The 15,549-nt window shown below is 49.5% G+C and carries 14 protein-coding genes; 6 read left to right on the top strand and 8 right to left on the bottom strand.

Features of this window, described 5'->3' with window-relative positions:
• Nucleotides 1–7: 7 nt before the first annotated feature.
• Nucleotides 8–1,693: a urocanate hydratase gene (gene hutU / locus ACYZZ0_RS10965; RefSeq protein ID WP_461536666.1), complete on the top strand. Its 1,686-nt coding sequence runs from the start codon at nt 8–10 to the stop codon at nt 1,691–1,693.
• Between the two features lie 342 nt (nt 1,694–2,035).
• Here hutU and ACYZZ0_RS10970 read toward each other — a convergent pair whose 3' ends face one another.
• From ACYZZ0_RS10970 to ACYZZ0_RS10985, 4 genes are all read right to left on the bottom strand, one after another.
• A complete protein-coding gene (locus tag ACYZZ0_RS10970) occupies nt 2,036–2,362 on the bottom strand; it encodes a hypothetical protein (RefSeq protein WP_461536667.1) in 327 nt (108 codons plus the stop codon).
• A 126-nt stretch (nt 2,363–2,488) separates the two neighbouring features.
• Nucleotides 2,489–2,965 (bottom strand): DUF2147 domain-containing protein, encoded by a 477-nt coding sequence (locus ACYZZ0_RS10975; RefSeq protein ID WP_461536668.1) that lies wholly within the window; start codon nt 2,963–2,965, stop codon nt 2,489–2,491.
• Nucleotides 2,966–3,188: 223 nt separating this feature from the next.
• Entirely contained in the window at nt 3,189–3,653 is a 465-nt protein-coding gene (locus ACYZZ0_RS10980) for a nuclear transport factor 2 family protein (RefSeq protein WP_461536669.1), read from the bottom strand.
• A gap of 209 nt (nt 3,654–3,862) precedes the next feature.
• A complete protein-coding gene (locus tag ACYZZ0_RS10985; protein ID WP_461536670.1) occupies nt 3,863–4,882 on the bottom strand; it encodes a GlxA family transcriptional regulator in 1,020 nt (339 codons plus the stop codon).
• 180 nt (nt 4,883–5,062) lie between these two features.
• On the opposite strand from ACYZZ0_RS10985, the gene ACYZZ0_RS10990 reads away from it, so the two are divergent.
• From ACYZZ0_RS10990 to ACYZZ0_RS11000, 3 genes are all read left to right on the top strand, one after another.
• Nucleotides 5,063–6,865, top strand: coding sequence for a beta-ketoacyl synthase (locus tag ACYZZ0_RS10990; RefSeq protein ID WP_461536671.1), 1,803 nt, complete (start codon nt 5,063–5,065; stop codon nt 6,863–6,865).
• A gap of 347 nt (nt 6,866–7,212) precedes the next feature.
• The gene (gdhA, locus tag ACYZZ0_RS10995; protein ID WP_461536672.1) at nt 7,213–8,574 is read left to right on the top strand and encodes an NADP-specific glutamate dehydrogenase; all 1,362 of its coding nucleotides are present in this window, start codon (nt 7,213–7,215) and stop codon (nt 8,572–8,574) included.
• A 164-nt stretch (nt 8,575–8,738) separates the two neighbouring features.
• Entirely contained in the window at nt 8,739–9,719 is a 981-nt protein-coding gene (locus ACYZZ0_RS11000; RefSeq protein ID WP_461536673.1) for a hypothetical protein, read from the top strand.
• Nucleotides 9,720–9,786: 67 nt separating this feature from the next.
• On the opposite strand, the gene ACYZZ0_RS11005 is transcribed toward ACYZZ0_RS11000, so the two are convergent.
• The 3 genes from ACYZZ0_RS11005 to ACYZZ0_RS11015 all read right to left on the bottom strand — a co-directional run bounded on the left by ACYZZ0_RS11005 (nt 9,787) and on the right by ACYZZ0_RS11015 (nt 13,260).
• On the bottom strand, nt 9,787–10,965 hold the full coding sequence (locus tag ACYZZ0_RS11005; protein WP_461536674.1) for a vWA domain-containing protein: 1,179 nt from the start codon (nt 10,963–10,965) through the stop codon (nt 9,787–9,789).
• 10 nt (nt 10,966–10,975) lie between these two features.
• A complete protein-coding gene (locus ACYZZ0_RS11010) occupies nt 10,976–11,821 on the bottom strand; it encodes an AAA family ATPase (protein ID WP_461536675.1) in 846 nt (281 codons plus the stop codon).
• Between the two features lie 146 nt (nt 11,822–11,967).
• On the bottom strand, nt 11,968–13,260 hold the full coding sequence (locus ACYZZ0_RS11015) for an SGNH/GDSL hydrolase family protein (protein ID WP_461536676.1): 1,293 nt from the start codon (nt 13,258–13,260) through the stop codon (nt 11,968–11,970).
• Between the two features lie 327 nt (nt 13,261–13,587).
• Between ACYZZ0_RS11015 and ACYZZ0_RS11020 the strand changes: the two genes are divergently transcribed.
• Both ACYZZ0_RS11020 and ACYZZ0_RS11025 read left to right on the top strand, forming a co-directional pair.
• Nucleotides 13,588–14,511, top strand: a complete 924-nt coding sequence (locus ACYZZ0_RS11020) for an SPFH domain-containing protein (RefSeq protein WP_461536677.1) — start codon at nt 13,588–13,590, stop codon at nt 14,509–14,511.
• A complete protein-coding gene (locus tag ACYZZ0_RS11025; protein WP_461536678.1) occupies nt 14,512–14,964 on the top strand; it encodes an NfeD family protein in 453 nt (150 codons plus the stop codon).
• A gap of 56 nt (nt 14,965–15,020) precedes the next feature.
• Here ACYZZ0_RS11025 and soxR read toward each other — a convergent pair whose 3' ends face one another.
• On the bottom strand, nt 15,021–15,509 hold the full coding sequence (gene soxR / locus ACYZZ0_RS11030) for a redox-sensitive transcriptional activator SoxR (protein WP_461536679.1): 489 nt from the start codon (nt 15,507–15,509) through the stop codon (nt 15,021–15,023).
• Nucleotides 15,510–15,549: the final 40 nt, after the last annotated feature.

Below are 15,549 nucleotides of genomic sequence, written 5' to 3' on the forward strand. Positions count from 1 at the left end.
TTTAGCGATGAACAGAAATGACTCTGCCACTGAATGCTATGATGCAAACCGGGTAATTACAGCGCCCCATGGTTCCAGTCTCAGATGCAAAAGCTGGTTGACTGAAGCGGCGATGCGGATGTTGATGAATAATCTTGATCCGGAAGTGGCAGAGCATCCTCAATCACTTGTCGTGTATGGCGGTATTGGCCGGGCAGCCCGTAACTGGGCCTGTTATGACAAAATTGTCGAAGTGCTGCAGCGGCTCGAGGATGATGAAAGTTTGTTAATCCAGTCAGGCAAACCCGTTGGTGTTTTTAAAACGCATAGTGATGCGCCCAGAGTACTGATTGCCAATTCCAACCTGGTTCCGCACTGGGGTAACTGGGAGCATTTTAATGAACTGGATAAGAAAGGCCTGATGATGTACGGCCAGATGACGGCCGGTTCCTGGATCTATATCGGCTCCCAGGGCATTGTGCAGGGCACTTATGAAACCTTTTGTGCGGTGGCGACCAAACATTTTAACAGCGATGCCAGTGGCCGCTGGATTCTGACCGGAGGTCTGGGTGGCATGGGCGGTGCCCAGCCGCTGGCTGCGACTATGGCTGGCTTCTCCATGCTGGCAGTGGAGTGTGATCCGTCACGGATTGAGTTCCGGTTGAAAACCGGTTATCTCGATGCCAGAGCTGATTCTCTCGACGAAGCCCTGCAGATGATTGAGCAATCTGTAGCAGATGGCAAAGCTATATCTGTTGGCTTGTGTGCCAATGCTGCCGAAGTATTCAGTGAATTGGTTGCCCGCAATGTAACGCCGGATGTGGTAACAGATCAGACCAGCGCTCATGATCCGCTCAACGGTTATCTGCCTCAGGGCTGGAGCCTGGAATATGCCCGGGATATGCGAAAGGATCATGAAGCGGCTGTGGTTAAGGCGGCGAAACAAAGTATGGCAGTGCAGGTCAGTGCCATGCTGACGCTACAGGCCCGCGGTGCAGCCACTCTGGATTATGGCAATAATATTCGGCAGATGGCGTATGAAGAAGGCGTACGCAGTGCGTTTGATTTCCCCGGGTTTGTACCCGCCTATATTCGTCCTCTGTTCTGTCAGGGTATCGGCCCGTTCCGCTGGGCGGCGCTGTCCGGTGATCCGGAAGATATCTATCGTACCGATGCCAAAGTGAAAGAGTTAATCCCTGATAACCCTCAATTACATCGCTGGCTGGATATGGCCCGTGAACGCATCAGTTTTCAGGGCCTGCCGGCCAGAATCTGCTGGCTGGGTTTGAAAGACCGGGCCCGTATCGGTATGGCATTTAACGAGATGGTTGCAAACGGTGAACTGAAGGCCCCGATTGTTATTGGTCGGGATCATCTGGACTCAGGTTCAGTGGCCAGCCCCAACCGGGAGACTGAAGCCATGATAGATGGTTCTGATGCGGTATCAGACTGGCCATTGCTGAACCTGTTGCTGAATACTGCCAGCGGTGCCAGCTGGGTATCGTTCCACCATGGTGGTGGTGTAGGTATGGGATTCAGTCAGCATGCCGGCGTGGTTATCGTGGCGGATGGTACGGATGCTGCCAAACAGCGGCTTTCCAGAGTTCTGTGGAATGATCCGGCGACAGGTGTCATGCGTCATGCGGATGCCGGTTATGATCTGGCGGTAGAGTGTGGCCGTGAGCATCAACTCGATCTGCCGATGCAAACATAAGGATACGATCTAACAACTTGTAACAATCCAGTAGCAATCCAAACCGGTCAGTTAGCTTTGCAAATTTATTGCAATGCGGCTGACCGGATATACAAAAACAAAACCCCGCATAGTGCGAGGTTGTGAATTTATTATTTTTATTATTCAGCTTTTTTGTTTTTGCTTTCAGAAGCGCGCGTCTTTGTATCACTGTTACCAGTGGCAGCGGGCTTGCCTCTACTGCTTAAGCAACCCTTCCTGAGGTCGCAAAACCATAATAAGTATTTTCCGTTGACGATTGATTGATTTGTATCAATAGTTGCGCAGAATACTTATTTTTGGTTCTGTTTTGCGATTCTGGTATCAGGGAGTTGCCAGTTCCATAAGGGATAGTAGCAGGGTTAACATGGCGAAGCCGGTGGTCATTTTAGCCAGAAAAGGCCATACCGGATTACCCCTGAACCGGTTCGCGGCTCTGAAAACACCGACGGCAGCAGCTGTCAGGTAACCGGCCTGCAGTGGAATAAACAGACATCCGGCATAGCTGCCAAGCAGGGTCACGGTGATCGGCTCAAGTACCTCGTTGATGGCAAACATGGCAGCGAGGCCATACAGCCAGTAGGTTTTGGCCAGACCATAATGACCGGCAATCAAGTTCAGGAATATTTTTTTCAGAGCCGGAAAATACATGGGAAGATTAAGCAGGATAAGTTCGAAAAGCTAAACAGGCGCGTAATCTAAGGGAAAATCCGCTGCTGCGCCATACGGACTCTCCCTGTTTAATTTTTAGTCTATCGTGTCGTAGGTTTGGCGCTTTTATCCGTTAGACAGATTTGATTCGACTCGTTCCCAGGTCTGGGAACGTCCCAGCAGTGAAAAGCCGATAAAACCTCGCACTTCCAGTTTCTGTCCCTTGTCTTTCAGTTTCATGGTGGCGCTGTATTCCTTGCCGCTTTCCGGATCAAGGATAATACCATCCTCGTACTTGCCATCCGTGCCGTGCATATTGCGAATAATAGTCAGTCCCTGAATGGGTTGGTTATGCAGCTCACCCTTGCAGGCTTCACACACCTTCTGCCGTTTGGCCGGGTCCAGTATCAGCGTCACTTGACCGCTGAGAGTGCCTTTGTCATCAGCAGTAATGGTGACAATACTTTTTGGCTTGCCGGTTTCATCATCGATTGTACGCCACTGCCCCAGCGGACTGTTCATATCGGCGGCCTGTGCCATAAAGCTGATGCTGGCCAGCAGCAATGTTTGCAGCACGGTCGGCAACAGTTTGCGTCGTAACATAGTAAGTTCCTTTACAACAGAAATAGATCAGAAGGAGCCGGGGAGGAGGGCTGCATTCTATCCGAGTTGACTGACCTCCGACAATTTTTGACTACGAGCCTTCGGCCTGCGCCGAGTTTTCCCTGTTGTGGAACCGCTGGTTTAAGGGTGGCGTACCACCCGTCAGTATTGTGGTCTAAGACAAGTGGCTTAAGCTAAATGATTAAAGACAAGGGGCACTCGGTTAACGCATTGCATCCACAACCGGTTTGCTATCAACAAACTGTTCAAAGGCGGTAATCTTGCCTGCATCCAGGGTCCAGATGTGGGTCACACGGGCGCTGAACGCCTTATTTGTAGAGCCGTAAACACCCTCGTAGGTACCGTATGCCGCTACTTTATTGTGTTGGGCGATATAGCCTTCAACGACAAAGCGGTACTCGCTCCAGTCAGCTGCGATACGTTCGAAAACATTCTTTCTGATTGCGTCAGGCCCGACATAAACACCCGCGAGCGGGAAACCATCAGCTTCACGCCATTTTGCATCATCTGCCAGATGCTTCATCAGGTTACGACCGTTCTCTTCAGCAGTCTCACCTTCATAGGTACTTTTGACGATATCGAGATTGGTCGTTGCCTGTGTGTCAGCAAAGCTCAGTGTGCTTGCAACAAGTGCACAGCCCATTACCAGGGAGCGAATCAGTTTCATCGGTCTTCTCCAGAATATCTGCTTTGTGTGGATACCGGTTATCCGGCTACTGAGGAGAAGCATAGGGACGGGGCCGAGTGGGAAATACCGGATACGGTGCAATAGACTATTGCACCAATCGGTTTTTATAGATCATAAGCAGGCTCTTTAAGGGATGTACCATCGTACGCTATTGCCCCAGTGAACTGTTCATATCGGTGGCTTTTTGATTACAGGATCTGATCCTGTGGCCCGGATAAATGGAATAGTTTTCCCCGGACACTGCGACGATAGTTGCTGGGCGTTTGTCCTGTAAGCTGGCGGAACTGACGACTGAAATAAGTACTGTCGGTGAATCCGGTCAGGCTGCTGATATCGGTGATCTCCAGATCCGAGTTCTGCAGCAGTTCACTGGCACGGCGAATACGTTGCCGTTGCAGATATTGCAATGGAGAAAAACCGGTCGCCTGGCGGAAGCGGCGGGTGAAGGTGCGCTCATTGAGTCCGGCCCGGGCAGCCAGTGATGTCTGGCAGTAGGCTTCTGCAAGATGATCGGTCAGCCATTGCTGGGCAATCATTACCGGTTCGTCATCGTGATTATTGGCTTCGTCCTGAATATAACAGCTGGTATCAAACGGGCGTCGGCTTTCGGGAGAAAACTGCTGTTCAATATGACGGGCTGTCGCTTCATCAAACAGCTGTCGAATAAGATGAATGGCAAGGTCTGCGGTCGCGTTCACACTGCCAGCGCAATAGGTGCGATGACCGGCGGTCAGCAAATGTCCCGGTTTGAACTGAATTCGCGGATAGCGTGCCTGCAGCTTTTTTAAGTAATACCAGTGGGTGGTCGCCGGCTGGTCATCCAGAATGCCTGATTCTGCCGGCAGGCAAAGGCCGGTGCCGGCACAGCAGATTGTCGCGCCGGCATCGTATTGCTTGCGAATCCACTGAATCACACCGGTCAGCTTGGCCAGCCGGGGTAACGGGTTCCGCCACAGGGCCGGCACCATCACAATATCGGTACGGGCAATATCGGGAATTGCGATATCGGGAACCAGTCGAATGGTGCCACGAACCTGCAGCGGGGTATTGTCCTGGGCCGCCAGTTGAAACTGCACATCCGGCCGGGCCCGGTGCTTGGCCAGCGAGTATTCGGTGGCGGCCTGTAGCATTTCCATCGGCAGGGTGACACTGGAAGCCATCATGTCTTCCAGCCCCAGCAGGGTGATGTGTTTCAGTGGTCTGTTCATCTCAAATTAAGCTTTTGGCCTGATTGTTCATGCATGTGACCTGATTATACTGCTTCGAGTTCCGTGGGCGTCATAGAATAGTCATAAATATTATCAGGACCCCGCTATCGTCTCAGTCCGCACAGAACGGAAGAAGACGTCAGGGTGTGTTTACGATCGTTGGAATTACGGAGAACTCCCTTGTCTCGACTGCCCGTTATTGTTGCCCAGGGTGGCATTGGACCTGCTGGTCGTACTTCAGGATTTATGGCTTACCAGCGTCTGGTTATGGACTGCCTCAGTCAGCAGGACCAGCAGCAGACGGTACAAAGCCTTGCTGCGCTGATGGGACTGCCGGAAGTTTCCGAGCCGCTGGAACTGGCTGATGCTGTGCGTGAAGGTACACTGATTCGTCCGCTGGAGAATTTTGATCCCAAGCGTGTGACCGGCCACAAACGCATCAAGGTTTCCGGGGGCGAGATTGAACTGCCATCCCGTCAGGTGCCGTCACCGCTGCCGGCCGGCTGGGATATTATCAGCGAGCAGGACGGCATGATGAAGATCCGTCTTGGCAGTGTTGAAATGCTGATGGAGCAGGAGCGGGCATTAACTGTGGAATCTGCCGGTCAGCTGCCTTCCGGTTTTGATCCGGCCAAGCGCTATCCGTCCCGTAATCATCCCCGAGGCCTGCAGATGACCGTGTTTGGTGCCTCGGATGCGATCCAGTCCATGGGTATGAACTGGGATGACATTACCTCAAAGCTGGCGCCGGACCAGGTTTCTGTTTATGCCGGCAGCTCCATGAGCCAGCTGGATTACAACGGTAACGGCGGTATGCTGCAGGCGCGGTTGCTGGGCAAGCGGGTGACTTCCAAGCAGTGCCCACTGGGCTTTGCTGAAATGCCGGCAGACTTTATCAATGCTTACGTCACCGGCACCTTTGGCAATACCGGTACCCGTATGGGTGCCTGCGCCACCTTCCTGTATAACCTGCAGAGTGCTGTGGATGATATTCGCAGCGGTCGTTGCCGTCTGGCGCTGGTAGGCTCCAGTGAAGCACCGATTATGCCGGAAACCATCGATGGCTACAGTGCCATGGGTGCGCTGGCGACGGTTGATGGCCTGCGTAAGCTGGACGGTATTGACCAAGGCGAATATCCAAACCTGCGTCGTGCCTGTCGTCCATTCTCTGATAACTGTGGCTTTACCCTGGCAGAATCTGCCCAGTTCTTTGTACTGATGGATGATGAACTGGCACTGGAAACCGGCGCCGATATTCTCGGCGGAGTGATGGATGTATTTGTTAATGCCGACGGCAACAAGAAGTCCATTTCCGGTCCGGGTCTGGGTAACTGGTTCAGTGTTGCCAAGGCGTTGGAAAGTGCACGTCAGCTGGCAGGTAATGATCTGCAACAGCAGCTGTTTATTCAGGCCCATGGTACTGGTACCCCGCAGAACCGGGTGACTGAATCCCGCCTGCTGGATCAGTGTGTCGAACGCTTCGGTATGACCGATGTTCCGCTGACCGCGATTAAATGCCGACTGGGTCACTCGCTGGCATCTGCGGCTGGTGACCAGTTGATGGTAACCCTGGGTGCCTGGAACAAGGGCTGGCTGCCGGGTATTGATACCATTACCGGTCTGGCTGACGATGTCAGCAGCAGCTGCCTCAATATTCTGCAGCAACCACTGCAACTCGATCCGCAGCAACGCACCCTTGCGCTGCTGAATGCCAAGGGCTTTGGTGGAAACAATGCCACTGCGCTGGTGGCGGCACCGTCCAGGGTTGCTCAAATGCTGGAGCAGCGTCATGGCAAGACGGCTATGACCGAATGGCAGCACCGTAATGAACAGCTGGCAGACAGTCAGCAGGCCTGGCTCGACAAGTGCAGCAAGGGTGAAGATCAGCCCATGTACCGCTTTGGCGAGAATGTGATGGATGAAGCACATCTGGAATGGCAGGGTACTGAACTGGCGGTACCCGGTTATGGCAAGAGCTGCTGAAAAGCTGGTTATGATTCTGGCTGTGGAAAGCCCCGGTCAGTCTTACTGTCAAGAGTGTAACGAGCGGTATATTCGCGTATAAAATGCGTGAAAAGCCTGTCGGGGTGCTTGCGGAGAGTAAAAATAAGAGTAGGATCTGCAGTAACCAATCATGATGAGATCAGGCTCCTGAACAGTCAGGATCCCGACTCGACACAATAATAAAAACGCTGGCAATTTAATTATTGCCGGCGTTTTTTTTTGGTGGTTTTTCCTGCATCCGGTGCTTTGCGTTCCGGTCGGAATATGCCATGTTGAGGGGATCAGACCGTGAAAACCTGTCTCTTTATCACCGAGTGTAATAAACGATGGAATTTGGAAACCTGAGTACCGATCAGGTACTGGATCAATTTATGCAGGGGTTTGCCCGCCGTAACCCCGGTGAAGAAAACTTCCAGCAAGCTGTACACGAGCTGGCCGCCGATATTGTGCCGTTTATGATGCAGCACCCCAAGTATCGCAAGATGCACCTGCTGGAGCGTCTGACCGAGCCCGATCGCATTATTACATTTCGGGTGAACTGGGTTGACGACCATGGATGCATACGTACCAACCGGGGTTACCGGGTACAGCACAATAACTCCATTGGCCCTTACAAGGGTGGCCTGCGTTTCCACAAGGACGTAAAACTGGACGACCTGAAGTTTCTGGCATTTGAACAGACCTTCAAGAATAGTCTGACTGGTTTGCCGATGGGCGGTGCCAAGGGTGGTTCCGACTTCAACCCCAAGGGCAAGAGCGACCTGGAAATCATGCGCTTCTGTCAGGCGTTTATGACCCATCTGTACCGTTATATCGGACCTCATACTGATGTTCCGGCCGGTGATATTGGTGTCGGCAGTCGTGAAGTCAGCTTCCTGTATGGTCAGTTCAAGCGGATGACAAACGAGCTGACCCCGGTATTGACCGGTAAGGATCTGGCGGTAGGTGGATCCCTGATCCGGATGGAAGCGACCGGTTACGGTGCGGTTTACATGGCAGCCAATATGCTGGAAGCCAAAGGCGAGAGTCTGGCAGGTAAAACAGCGATTGTATCCGGCTCCGGTAACGTCGCGGTTTATGCGTCTGAAAAACTGATCGAGAAAGGCGCGAAGGTGCTGACTCTGTCTGACTCTGCCGGCTTTATCTTTGACAAGGACGGCATTGATTCAGAAAAGCTGGAGTGGATCAAGGAGTTGAAGTTTGAGCGTCGTGGTCGTATCAGCGAATACGTCGACCAGTTCCCTAATGCGGAGTACTTTGAAGGCGAGCGTCCCTGGAAGATTCAGGCGGATCTGGCATTTCCCTGTGCGACCCAGAATGAAATCGACGAAGCAGATGCCAAACAGATGATAGCGAATGGCTGCCAGCTGGTGGCGGAAGGTGCCAACATGCCTTCCAATGAAGCCGCGATTCGGGTCTATCAGGATGCCCGCATCATGTTCGCTCCGGCCAAGGCGGCTAACGCTGGTGGTGTTGCGGTATCCGGTCTGGAAATGGCCCAGAACAGTATGCGCTATCACTGGTCTCGTGAAGAAGTGGATACCAAACTGCAGACTATTATGGCTGATATTCATAACCGAATGGTGGAATACGGTACTGAAGGTGATTACATCAATTACCAGAAGGGTGCCAATATTGCCGGCTTTATTAAAGTAGCTGATGCGATGTTGGCGTTGGGTGTGATCTGATCACATTCAGCAACAGAGCACCCTGTTAAAGGGTGCTCTGCCTGTATAATATCTTTTGATTTAATCCTGAAATCAGACCACATGCATAATGAGTTTTGGTTTCTATAATTATGGAGTCTTGGAAGGTTTAGTTTGTAATCCATCACCAGAGATTCAGAGCAGATATGAAAATCTGTCCGAATAAAAACATCTTCTTTTTCCCTTTTGCTTTGTTCTGGTTGGTACTTTTCCTGCTTGTGCCTAATGTCAGGGCTGATGAACTCTGTGGGACGTGTGGCGCAGTAATGGTTGCTGTTGATCAGTCTCCGGCAGGGGGGAGGTTATATTGCCCTCAATGCGATAAAGATGAGTACGAGCATGAAAAACAACAGATGGAATCAAGGCATGAGAGCACCTTTTTTAGTATGCTTGCTGTTTCCGGCCTGAGCGAAACGCAGATAACCAATTTGACAGTGCGCTTCACAGGAGGTGAGAACTATCTGGAAATAATGAGGGAAATGAAAAGTGTGGCTCCTCATATTCTATGGACAGAAGAGCAAGAACTTTCAATGTTTCATGCTGCAACTCCTCCCGTTCTTCTTTCACCTACACCAACACCTCAGGTAGAGAAAGTAACAAGTGCCGTTAATGATCAGGCTCATCATCTGAAAAGAAAGGAGGTGTATTCCATAACGGCTTCAGCGCATGATATAGCGCTACTTGAAAAATTTTCTAAATGTTTTCATAAAAGAATAGAAAAAGTATATCCTGCTTTTGATCATGCTATGCATGAATACCAGATGGATAAACTGTTTTCTTTTTCAGCTCTTCCTGATGACGCTGAAATACTTGCCAAAGGGTATCTCGATAATAAAGATGTACGTTTTCTTCACTTTGCAATCATAGTCGATGATCATTTATGTCCGCTTACAGGAACAGTCATAAAACTATGGGCTGAGACACAGCAGGTTCCGGGTGGAATCTATTTTTATGTTTTAGGTCAGAAGCAGCCTGTACTCGTGACGGCCGACTCCGTCTGGCCTTTTATGAAAGGTTTCTATGATCGGCTGATTAGCGCATCAGCCAATTATAACCGTGTTGTTGATGTCGACTTGTATGTGAAATTCAAAAAAGGCGCAGGTGACTTCCAAACCCGGCAACAATAATAAACCTTTGTTTAATTTATGAGAATGGCTGATGACACATTGCAATCAGCCTTATCGAATTATTATTTTAACGGCTCAGGTATTTCATTCCGGATTCAATACCCTTTACTGTAAGGGGGTGCATCCGGCGTTCCAGCAGATCCAGTGTCATCTGCGTCGACTGAACATGCTTCCAGTTGTTTTCCGGATAGGGGTTCAGCCAGATCACCTTTTCGAACTTATCCATCACCCGCTGCATCCAGACACTACCGGCTTCTTCGTTCCAGTGCTCGACACTGCCGCCGGGCATGGCTATCTCATAGGGCGACATTGACGCATCGCCGACAAAAATAACCCGGTAATCACTGCCATAGCGATGCAGGATATCCCAAGTGGGAATCCGGTCCTGATGACGACGGAAGTTATCTTTCCAGACTGACTCATAAATAAAGTTATGAAAGTAGAAAAACTCCAGATGCTTGAACTCGGTTTTCATGGCTGAAAATAGTTCTTCGCAGACTTTGACATGGGCGTCCATGGTGCCGCCGATATCCATAAACAGCAGCACTTTGACGGTATTATGCCGTTCCGGCACCATCTTGATATCCAGCAGGCCGCCGGAGCGGGCAGTCGAACGGATGGTATCATTCATGTCCAGCTCTTCTTCGGCTCCCTGGCGGGCAAAGCGGCGCAGCTGACGCAGGGCCAGTTTAATATTGCGGGTGCCGAGCTCGACATTATCATCAAGGTTGCGAAATTCCCGTTTGTCCCAGACTTTGACAGCACTGCGGTTACGGGAGCCATCCTGCCCCATACGGATGCCTTCCGGGTTATAGCCATAAGCGCCGTAAGGGGAGGTGCCTCCGGTTCCAATCCATTTATTGCCGCCCTGATGGCGCTTCTGCTGCTCCTCAAGCCGTTGCTTGAAGGTTTCCATCAGCTTTTCGAAGTCACCCAGGCTTTTGATCTGAGCCTTTTCCTCATCCGTCAGCTGTTTTTCAAATGCCTTGCGCAGCCAGTCATCCGGTATCAGGGTATCCAGGATATCTTCAACCCCTTCCAGCCCTTTGAAATAGGCTGAAAAGGCCCGGTCAAACTTGTCAAAGTGGCGCTCGTCCTTGACCAGTAAAGCCCGTGACAGAAAATAGAACTCTTCCTGGCTGGCAAAAGCCAGCCGTTGTTCCAGTGCGCCCAACAGATCAAGGTATTCGCGGATACTGACCGGTACCTTGAACTTTCGCAGGGTCTCAAAAAAGCTTAAGAGCATGTTATTGCCCTCAGCGCTGCTGGCGGCGATTCATAAAGGCCAGGCGTTCCAGCAGCTCTACATCCTGTTCATTTTTAACCAAAGCACCATGAAGTGGCGGGATTGCTTTGCGGGTGTCGTGGGTGCGCAGAATATCGTCCGGGATTTCATCGGCCAGCAGCAGCTTCAGCCAGTCGATCAGTTCGGAAGTGGAGGGCTTTTTCTTCAGGCCCGGCACCTTGCGGACATCAAAGAACAGTTCCAGTGCGTCCTGTACCAGCTCCTTGCTGATTTCCGGGTAGTGAACATCAACGATCTGCTTCAGGGTGTCATGGTCTGGGAAACTGATGTAATGGAAGAAACAGCGGCGCAGGAAGGCGTCAGGCAGTTCTTTCTCGTTATTACTGGTGATAATAACAATCGGGCGCTGTTTGGCTTTGACAAGTTTTTGAGTTTCATAAACATAAAACTCCATCTTATCCAGCTCTTGCAGCAGATCGTTGGGGAACTCGATATCGGCCTTGTCGATCTCATCGATCAGCAATACGACCTGTTCATCAGATTCAAACGCTTCCCACAGTTTGCCTTTTACGATGTAGTTGCTGATGTCGTGTACCTTGTCATCACCCAACTGAGAGTCCCGCAGACGTGATACGGCATCGTATTCATACAAGCCCTGTTGGGCCTTGGTGGTTGATTTGATATTCCACTGAATCAGGCGCTTGCCCAGCGAGTTGGCTACCTGCTCTGCCAGCAGGGTTTTACCGGTTCCTGGCTCGCCCTTGATCAGCAAGGGACGCTGCAGGGTGATTGCAGCATTAACGGCCATACTCAATTCATCGGTCGCGATATACTGCTCGGTGCTGGTAAATTTCATCGGTCACATGCCTTGTTTTTATCGCTCTGCCGGCTTCAGAATATACCGTTTGCAGAAATTTTCTGATTATTCTGGCGCATACTTTAATGAATTCATACGGTTGTTTACAAGGCTTTTGATTTTGCAGGATCGATTGATGATATAATTTACTCTTCGGGATGGAACAGTTGGTGAATAGTTTCTTTGCTCTCGGCATTAGAGGATGCAAAATAATCCAGGAACAGCTCCTCCATATTGCCAATATTGAGTGTTACAATCATTTGTTGAACATATTCACAGTTGACTTCATAGCCTTCAATAATGAGTGTGAACGATAATATAAGAGATATAAAGCAGTGCACTCTTGCCGTAGGGTGTATTAAATCAAAATAAAAATGTTCCTCCGGATTACCCTTCAGAACAATGTCTTCCAGGCTTGCTTTTCTGACATTGACTCTTCCTTCGCAGTAATCACAGTCACCAAACGTAAGATTTGAAAGTGCCTGGTTTACTTCTGTGAATCCAAATGCGTGAGCGTTCTGGATCAAGAACTCAAGGATTCTTTCCCCGTCGAGAAATATAAACCGGACATCTTTGATTGTATTCTTTAAACGGTGAAACTCTTCTCGTATACGCTGGTTATAGTCTCTGACCATAAGGGAAATATCATCTCTACGCTTACCGCTGAAGCATAATGTGTCCGCTGGGTTGGGTACTGTTCCCCAGCAGATATGTTCAACTCTGGCAGTTCTGATCAGCCTGAGTATGATGTTTCTCTGTTCTGTATATACAGCTTTGGCACTTTCAGGCCGGTTGATAAAGTCTGATCCGCCGTTCCCGATTACAACAAGTCTGTTTGCGGGTGTTGGAACCGTCCGATTCTCTATAGTGTGGATATAGTAATCAACCATTTTGGACATGGAGGGGAACATCCATGTCTTTCCTGTTTTAACATTATGAGAAATATCTACCAGATTACAGTCTCCAGCCTCGTATCTTGTGGGGGAGAACCATGAATGGAACCATTTGGAAAACTGGCTAACCACAGGTCGAAGCATGCTGCCACTGTATGCATAATTTAAAAATTCTTGCTTGAGGTCATAATCAAGATTTAAACATCTCAGTATATGATCAGTGACAATGTCGCCATTGGAAAAACGCCCGAACTGACAGGGGGCCGGAGGTATTGGTTGGAGAAAGTCTTTCAGTCTGTGAAAGGTCAGCAGTCTGAAATAATAGTAATAGTTTGAAAATAGTTCAGGTGGAACATCAGAAGCACCACTTAAGTAACTTGTGACTTCATATGTATTTTTTGTATCACTAAGACTATCACCAAAGAGAATGACCTGATCAATTACTATACCTGCATGAGGCTTTTGAGAGTGAGTTAAAAGCAATATTAATGCATAAAAACTAAATCCCGAGAGTTGACACAAAAAATACTTAAAGAACTGTCTCATTCTTATCCCGTTTTTATCTTGAAGCTAAAATGGTCGTTTTAGATCGATGTCAGAAATGCTTTTAAGTGATGGGATTTTAATTTTTCAAAAATATATGGAAAAGGAGTATGTAGATAAAAGGTCAATTTGATGTGTTGCATGGCACGAGGAATATGGGGTTGATAGGTCAGTTTTCTAATCTTCTCGCTAGTCTAGGCATAAATTTTCTGAATATTCTTGCAGCAGGGGAGCAATAAGTGACAGATTGCTGCTGTTTACTGTGGAGTGTTGGCAGTTATTGTTTTTATTAGGCAGAATATTACATTCAAAATATGTGGAGTTGTCTCAATGGGATTTGAAATAACGGCAATTGCTTTTCTTGTACTGGTAGCTGTTTTGATTTCTACAGGTATCAGAATGGTTCCACAGGGTTATAACTACACCGTCGAACGTTTTGGAAAATATACCCGCACCTTGTCCCCGGGACTGCACGTTATCGTGCCAGTCATTGATGGTATCGGCAAAAAAATGAACATGATGGAGCAGGTGCTCGATATTGTTCCCCAGGAGGTAATATCTGCCGATAACGCTCAGGTGACTACTGATGCTGTCTGCTTTTATCAGGTGCAGGATGCCGTAAAGGCTTCCTATGAAGTTAATGATCTGCCCAGAGCCATGCAGAACCTGGTGATGACCAATATCCGTGCGGTACTGGGTTCAATGGAACTGGATGAGATGCTGTCAAACCGTGACCAAATCAATTCACAGCTACTGACCAAGGTGGATGAAGCTACTGATCCCTGGGGGCTGAAATGTACCCGTATCGAGCTGAGAGATATCACCCCGCCTTCTGACCTGGTTGAGTCCATGGCACGCCAGATGAAAGCCGAGCGGGAAAAACGGGCCCAGATTCTGGAAGCCGAGGGTGCACGGGAAGCGGCTATTAAAGTGGCTGAGGGTGAAAAACAGGCGCAAATTCTTAAAGCCGAAGGTGAGCTGGAAGCTGCAAGGCGTGAAGCGGAAGCCCGTGAGCGGCTGGCCGAAGCGGAAGCAAAAGCAACGGAGTCTGTATCCAAAGCGATTGAAGCCGGTGACAGTCGTGCCATTAATTACTTTGTGGCTACCAAGTATGTCGATGCCCTGAAAGAGGTTGCAGCATCGGATAACAGCAAGGTTATCATGATGCCACTGGAAGCCAGCGATGTGATTGGGGCTATCGCCGGTATCAAGGAACTGGTAGGCGAGACATCAAAAGCAAAACAGGGAAAATAAATGGAATTTTTTCAGCAAATTGAGCCCTGGCACTGGTTGATTGTGATGTTTGCCTGTCTGGGCATGGAAGCACTGGGAGCCAGTGGCTTTTTGCTGGGCAGTGCATTTTCAGCACTGCTGCTGGCGCTGGCACTCTGGCTGTTGCCTGATATGGGCTGGGCGGCTCAGTTGATCTGGTTTGGTATTGGCAGCCTGGTGTTCTCACTGGCGTACTGGAAGTTTTTTCGGAGTATCAACGAGAAGAATGATCATCCGGAACTGAATAATCGTGCTTCCCAGTTAGTAGGCCATGTTTTTGTACTGGCTGAAGATCTGCCCAACGGACAGGGCAGGGTGCAAATTGGTGATACCTTCTGGAAAGTCCGTGCAACTGAAACTTTGACAAAAGCATCTTCAGTAAAAGTTACAGGCTATGAAGGCATGATACTCATGCTGGAAAAGCATGATAGCTGAAACATAGTTGGCAGCTTGAACCCCGCTTGATGCGGGGTGCTTTGTCAACGGTTGCTTTAACTCACTAACTGGCGTGGTCCAGAACCTTCTTCCTGTAAAATATCTTCAGGGTTTACCAGCCTGCACTGTTGCATCGATAGACAACCACAGCCGATGCATGATGATAAATTGTCACGAAGGTCTTCCAGTCGACTAATCCTGTCATCCATTTGCTTGCGCCACTGAGTCGCCAGTTTATCCCAGTCCCGTTTGGTTGGTGTGCGATTATCCGGCAGGGTGGAAAGCGCCTGTTTGATCTCTTCCAGTGTCATTCCCAGTTTCTGGGCAACCTGAATCACTGCAATACGACGCAGCATGGATGAGTGAAACCGGCGCTGGTTGCCATTGGTACGGTAGGAATGAATCAAACCCCGTGACTCATAAAAGCGTAGCGCTGATGCAGCAACACCACTGCGTTCGACGGTTTCGCCAATGGTGAGGGAACGTTTGATAGAGGTCGTCATAACACTGATTTCACAAGCCTGTTCTGGCGCTAAAAGTAACACAGAAATAAATTCTTGACCTCAACTTAACTTTAACTTTTAG

The sequence above is a fragment of the Spongorhabdus nitratireducens genome, from assembly GCA_947387575.1.
Taxonomy (GTDB): domain Bacteria; phylum Pseudomonadota; class Gammaproteobacteria; order Pseudomonadales; family Endozoicomonadaceae; genus CANDOC01.

Coding starts and splice junctions, on each gene's coding strand:
- ACYZZ0_RS10985 (WP_461536670.1), bottom strand. CDS start 4,882: ATGAACAGACCACTGAAACACATCACCCTGCTGGGGCTGGAAGACATG.
- ACYZZ0_RS11015 (WP_461536676.1), bottom strand. CDS start 13,260: ATGAGACAGTTCTTTAAGTATTTTTTGTGTCAACTCTCGGGATTTAGT.
- ACYZZ0_RS11025 (WP_461536678.1), top strand. CDS start 14,512: ATGGAATTTTTTCAGCAAATTGAGCCCTGGCACTGGTTGATTGTGATG.
- gdhA (WP_461536672.1), top strand. CDS start 7,213: ATGGAATTTGGAAACCTGAGTACCGATCAGGTACTGGATCAATTTATG.
- hutU (WP_461536666.1), top strand. CDS start 8: ATGAACAGAAATGACTCTGCCACTGAATGCTATGATGCAAACCGGGTA.
- ACYZZ0_RS11000 (WP_461536673.1), top strand. CDS start 8,739: ATGAAAATCTGTCCGAATAAAAACATCTTCTTTTTCCCTTTTGCTTTG.
- ACYZZ0_RS11005 (WP_461536674.1), bottom strand. CDS start 10,965: ATGCTCTTAAGCTTTTTTGAGACCCTGCGAAAGTTCAAGGTACCGGTC.
- ACYZZ0_RS10970 (WP_461536667.1), bottom strand. CDS start 2,362: ATGTATTTTCCGGCTCTGAAAAAAATATTCCTGAACTTGATTGCCGGT.
- ACYZZ0_RS10980 (WP_461536669.1), bottom strand. CDS start 3,653: ATGAAACTGATTCGCTCCCTGGTAATGGGCTGTGCACTTGTTGCAAGC.
- ACYZZ0_RS11020 (WP_461536677.1), top strand. CDS start 13,588: ATGGGATTTGAAATAACGGCAATTGCTTTTCTTGTACTGGTAGCTGTT.
- ACYZZ0_RS10975 (WP_461536668.1), bottom strand. CDS start 2,965: ATGTTACGACGCAAACTGTTGCCGACCGTGCTGCAAACATTGCTGCTG.
- ACYZZ0_RS11010 (WP_461536675.1), bottom strand. CDS start 11,821: ATGAAATTTACCAGCACCGAGCAGTATATCGCGACCGATGAATTGAGT.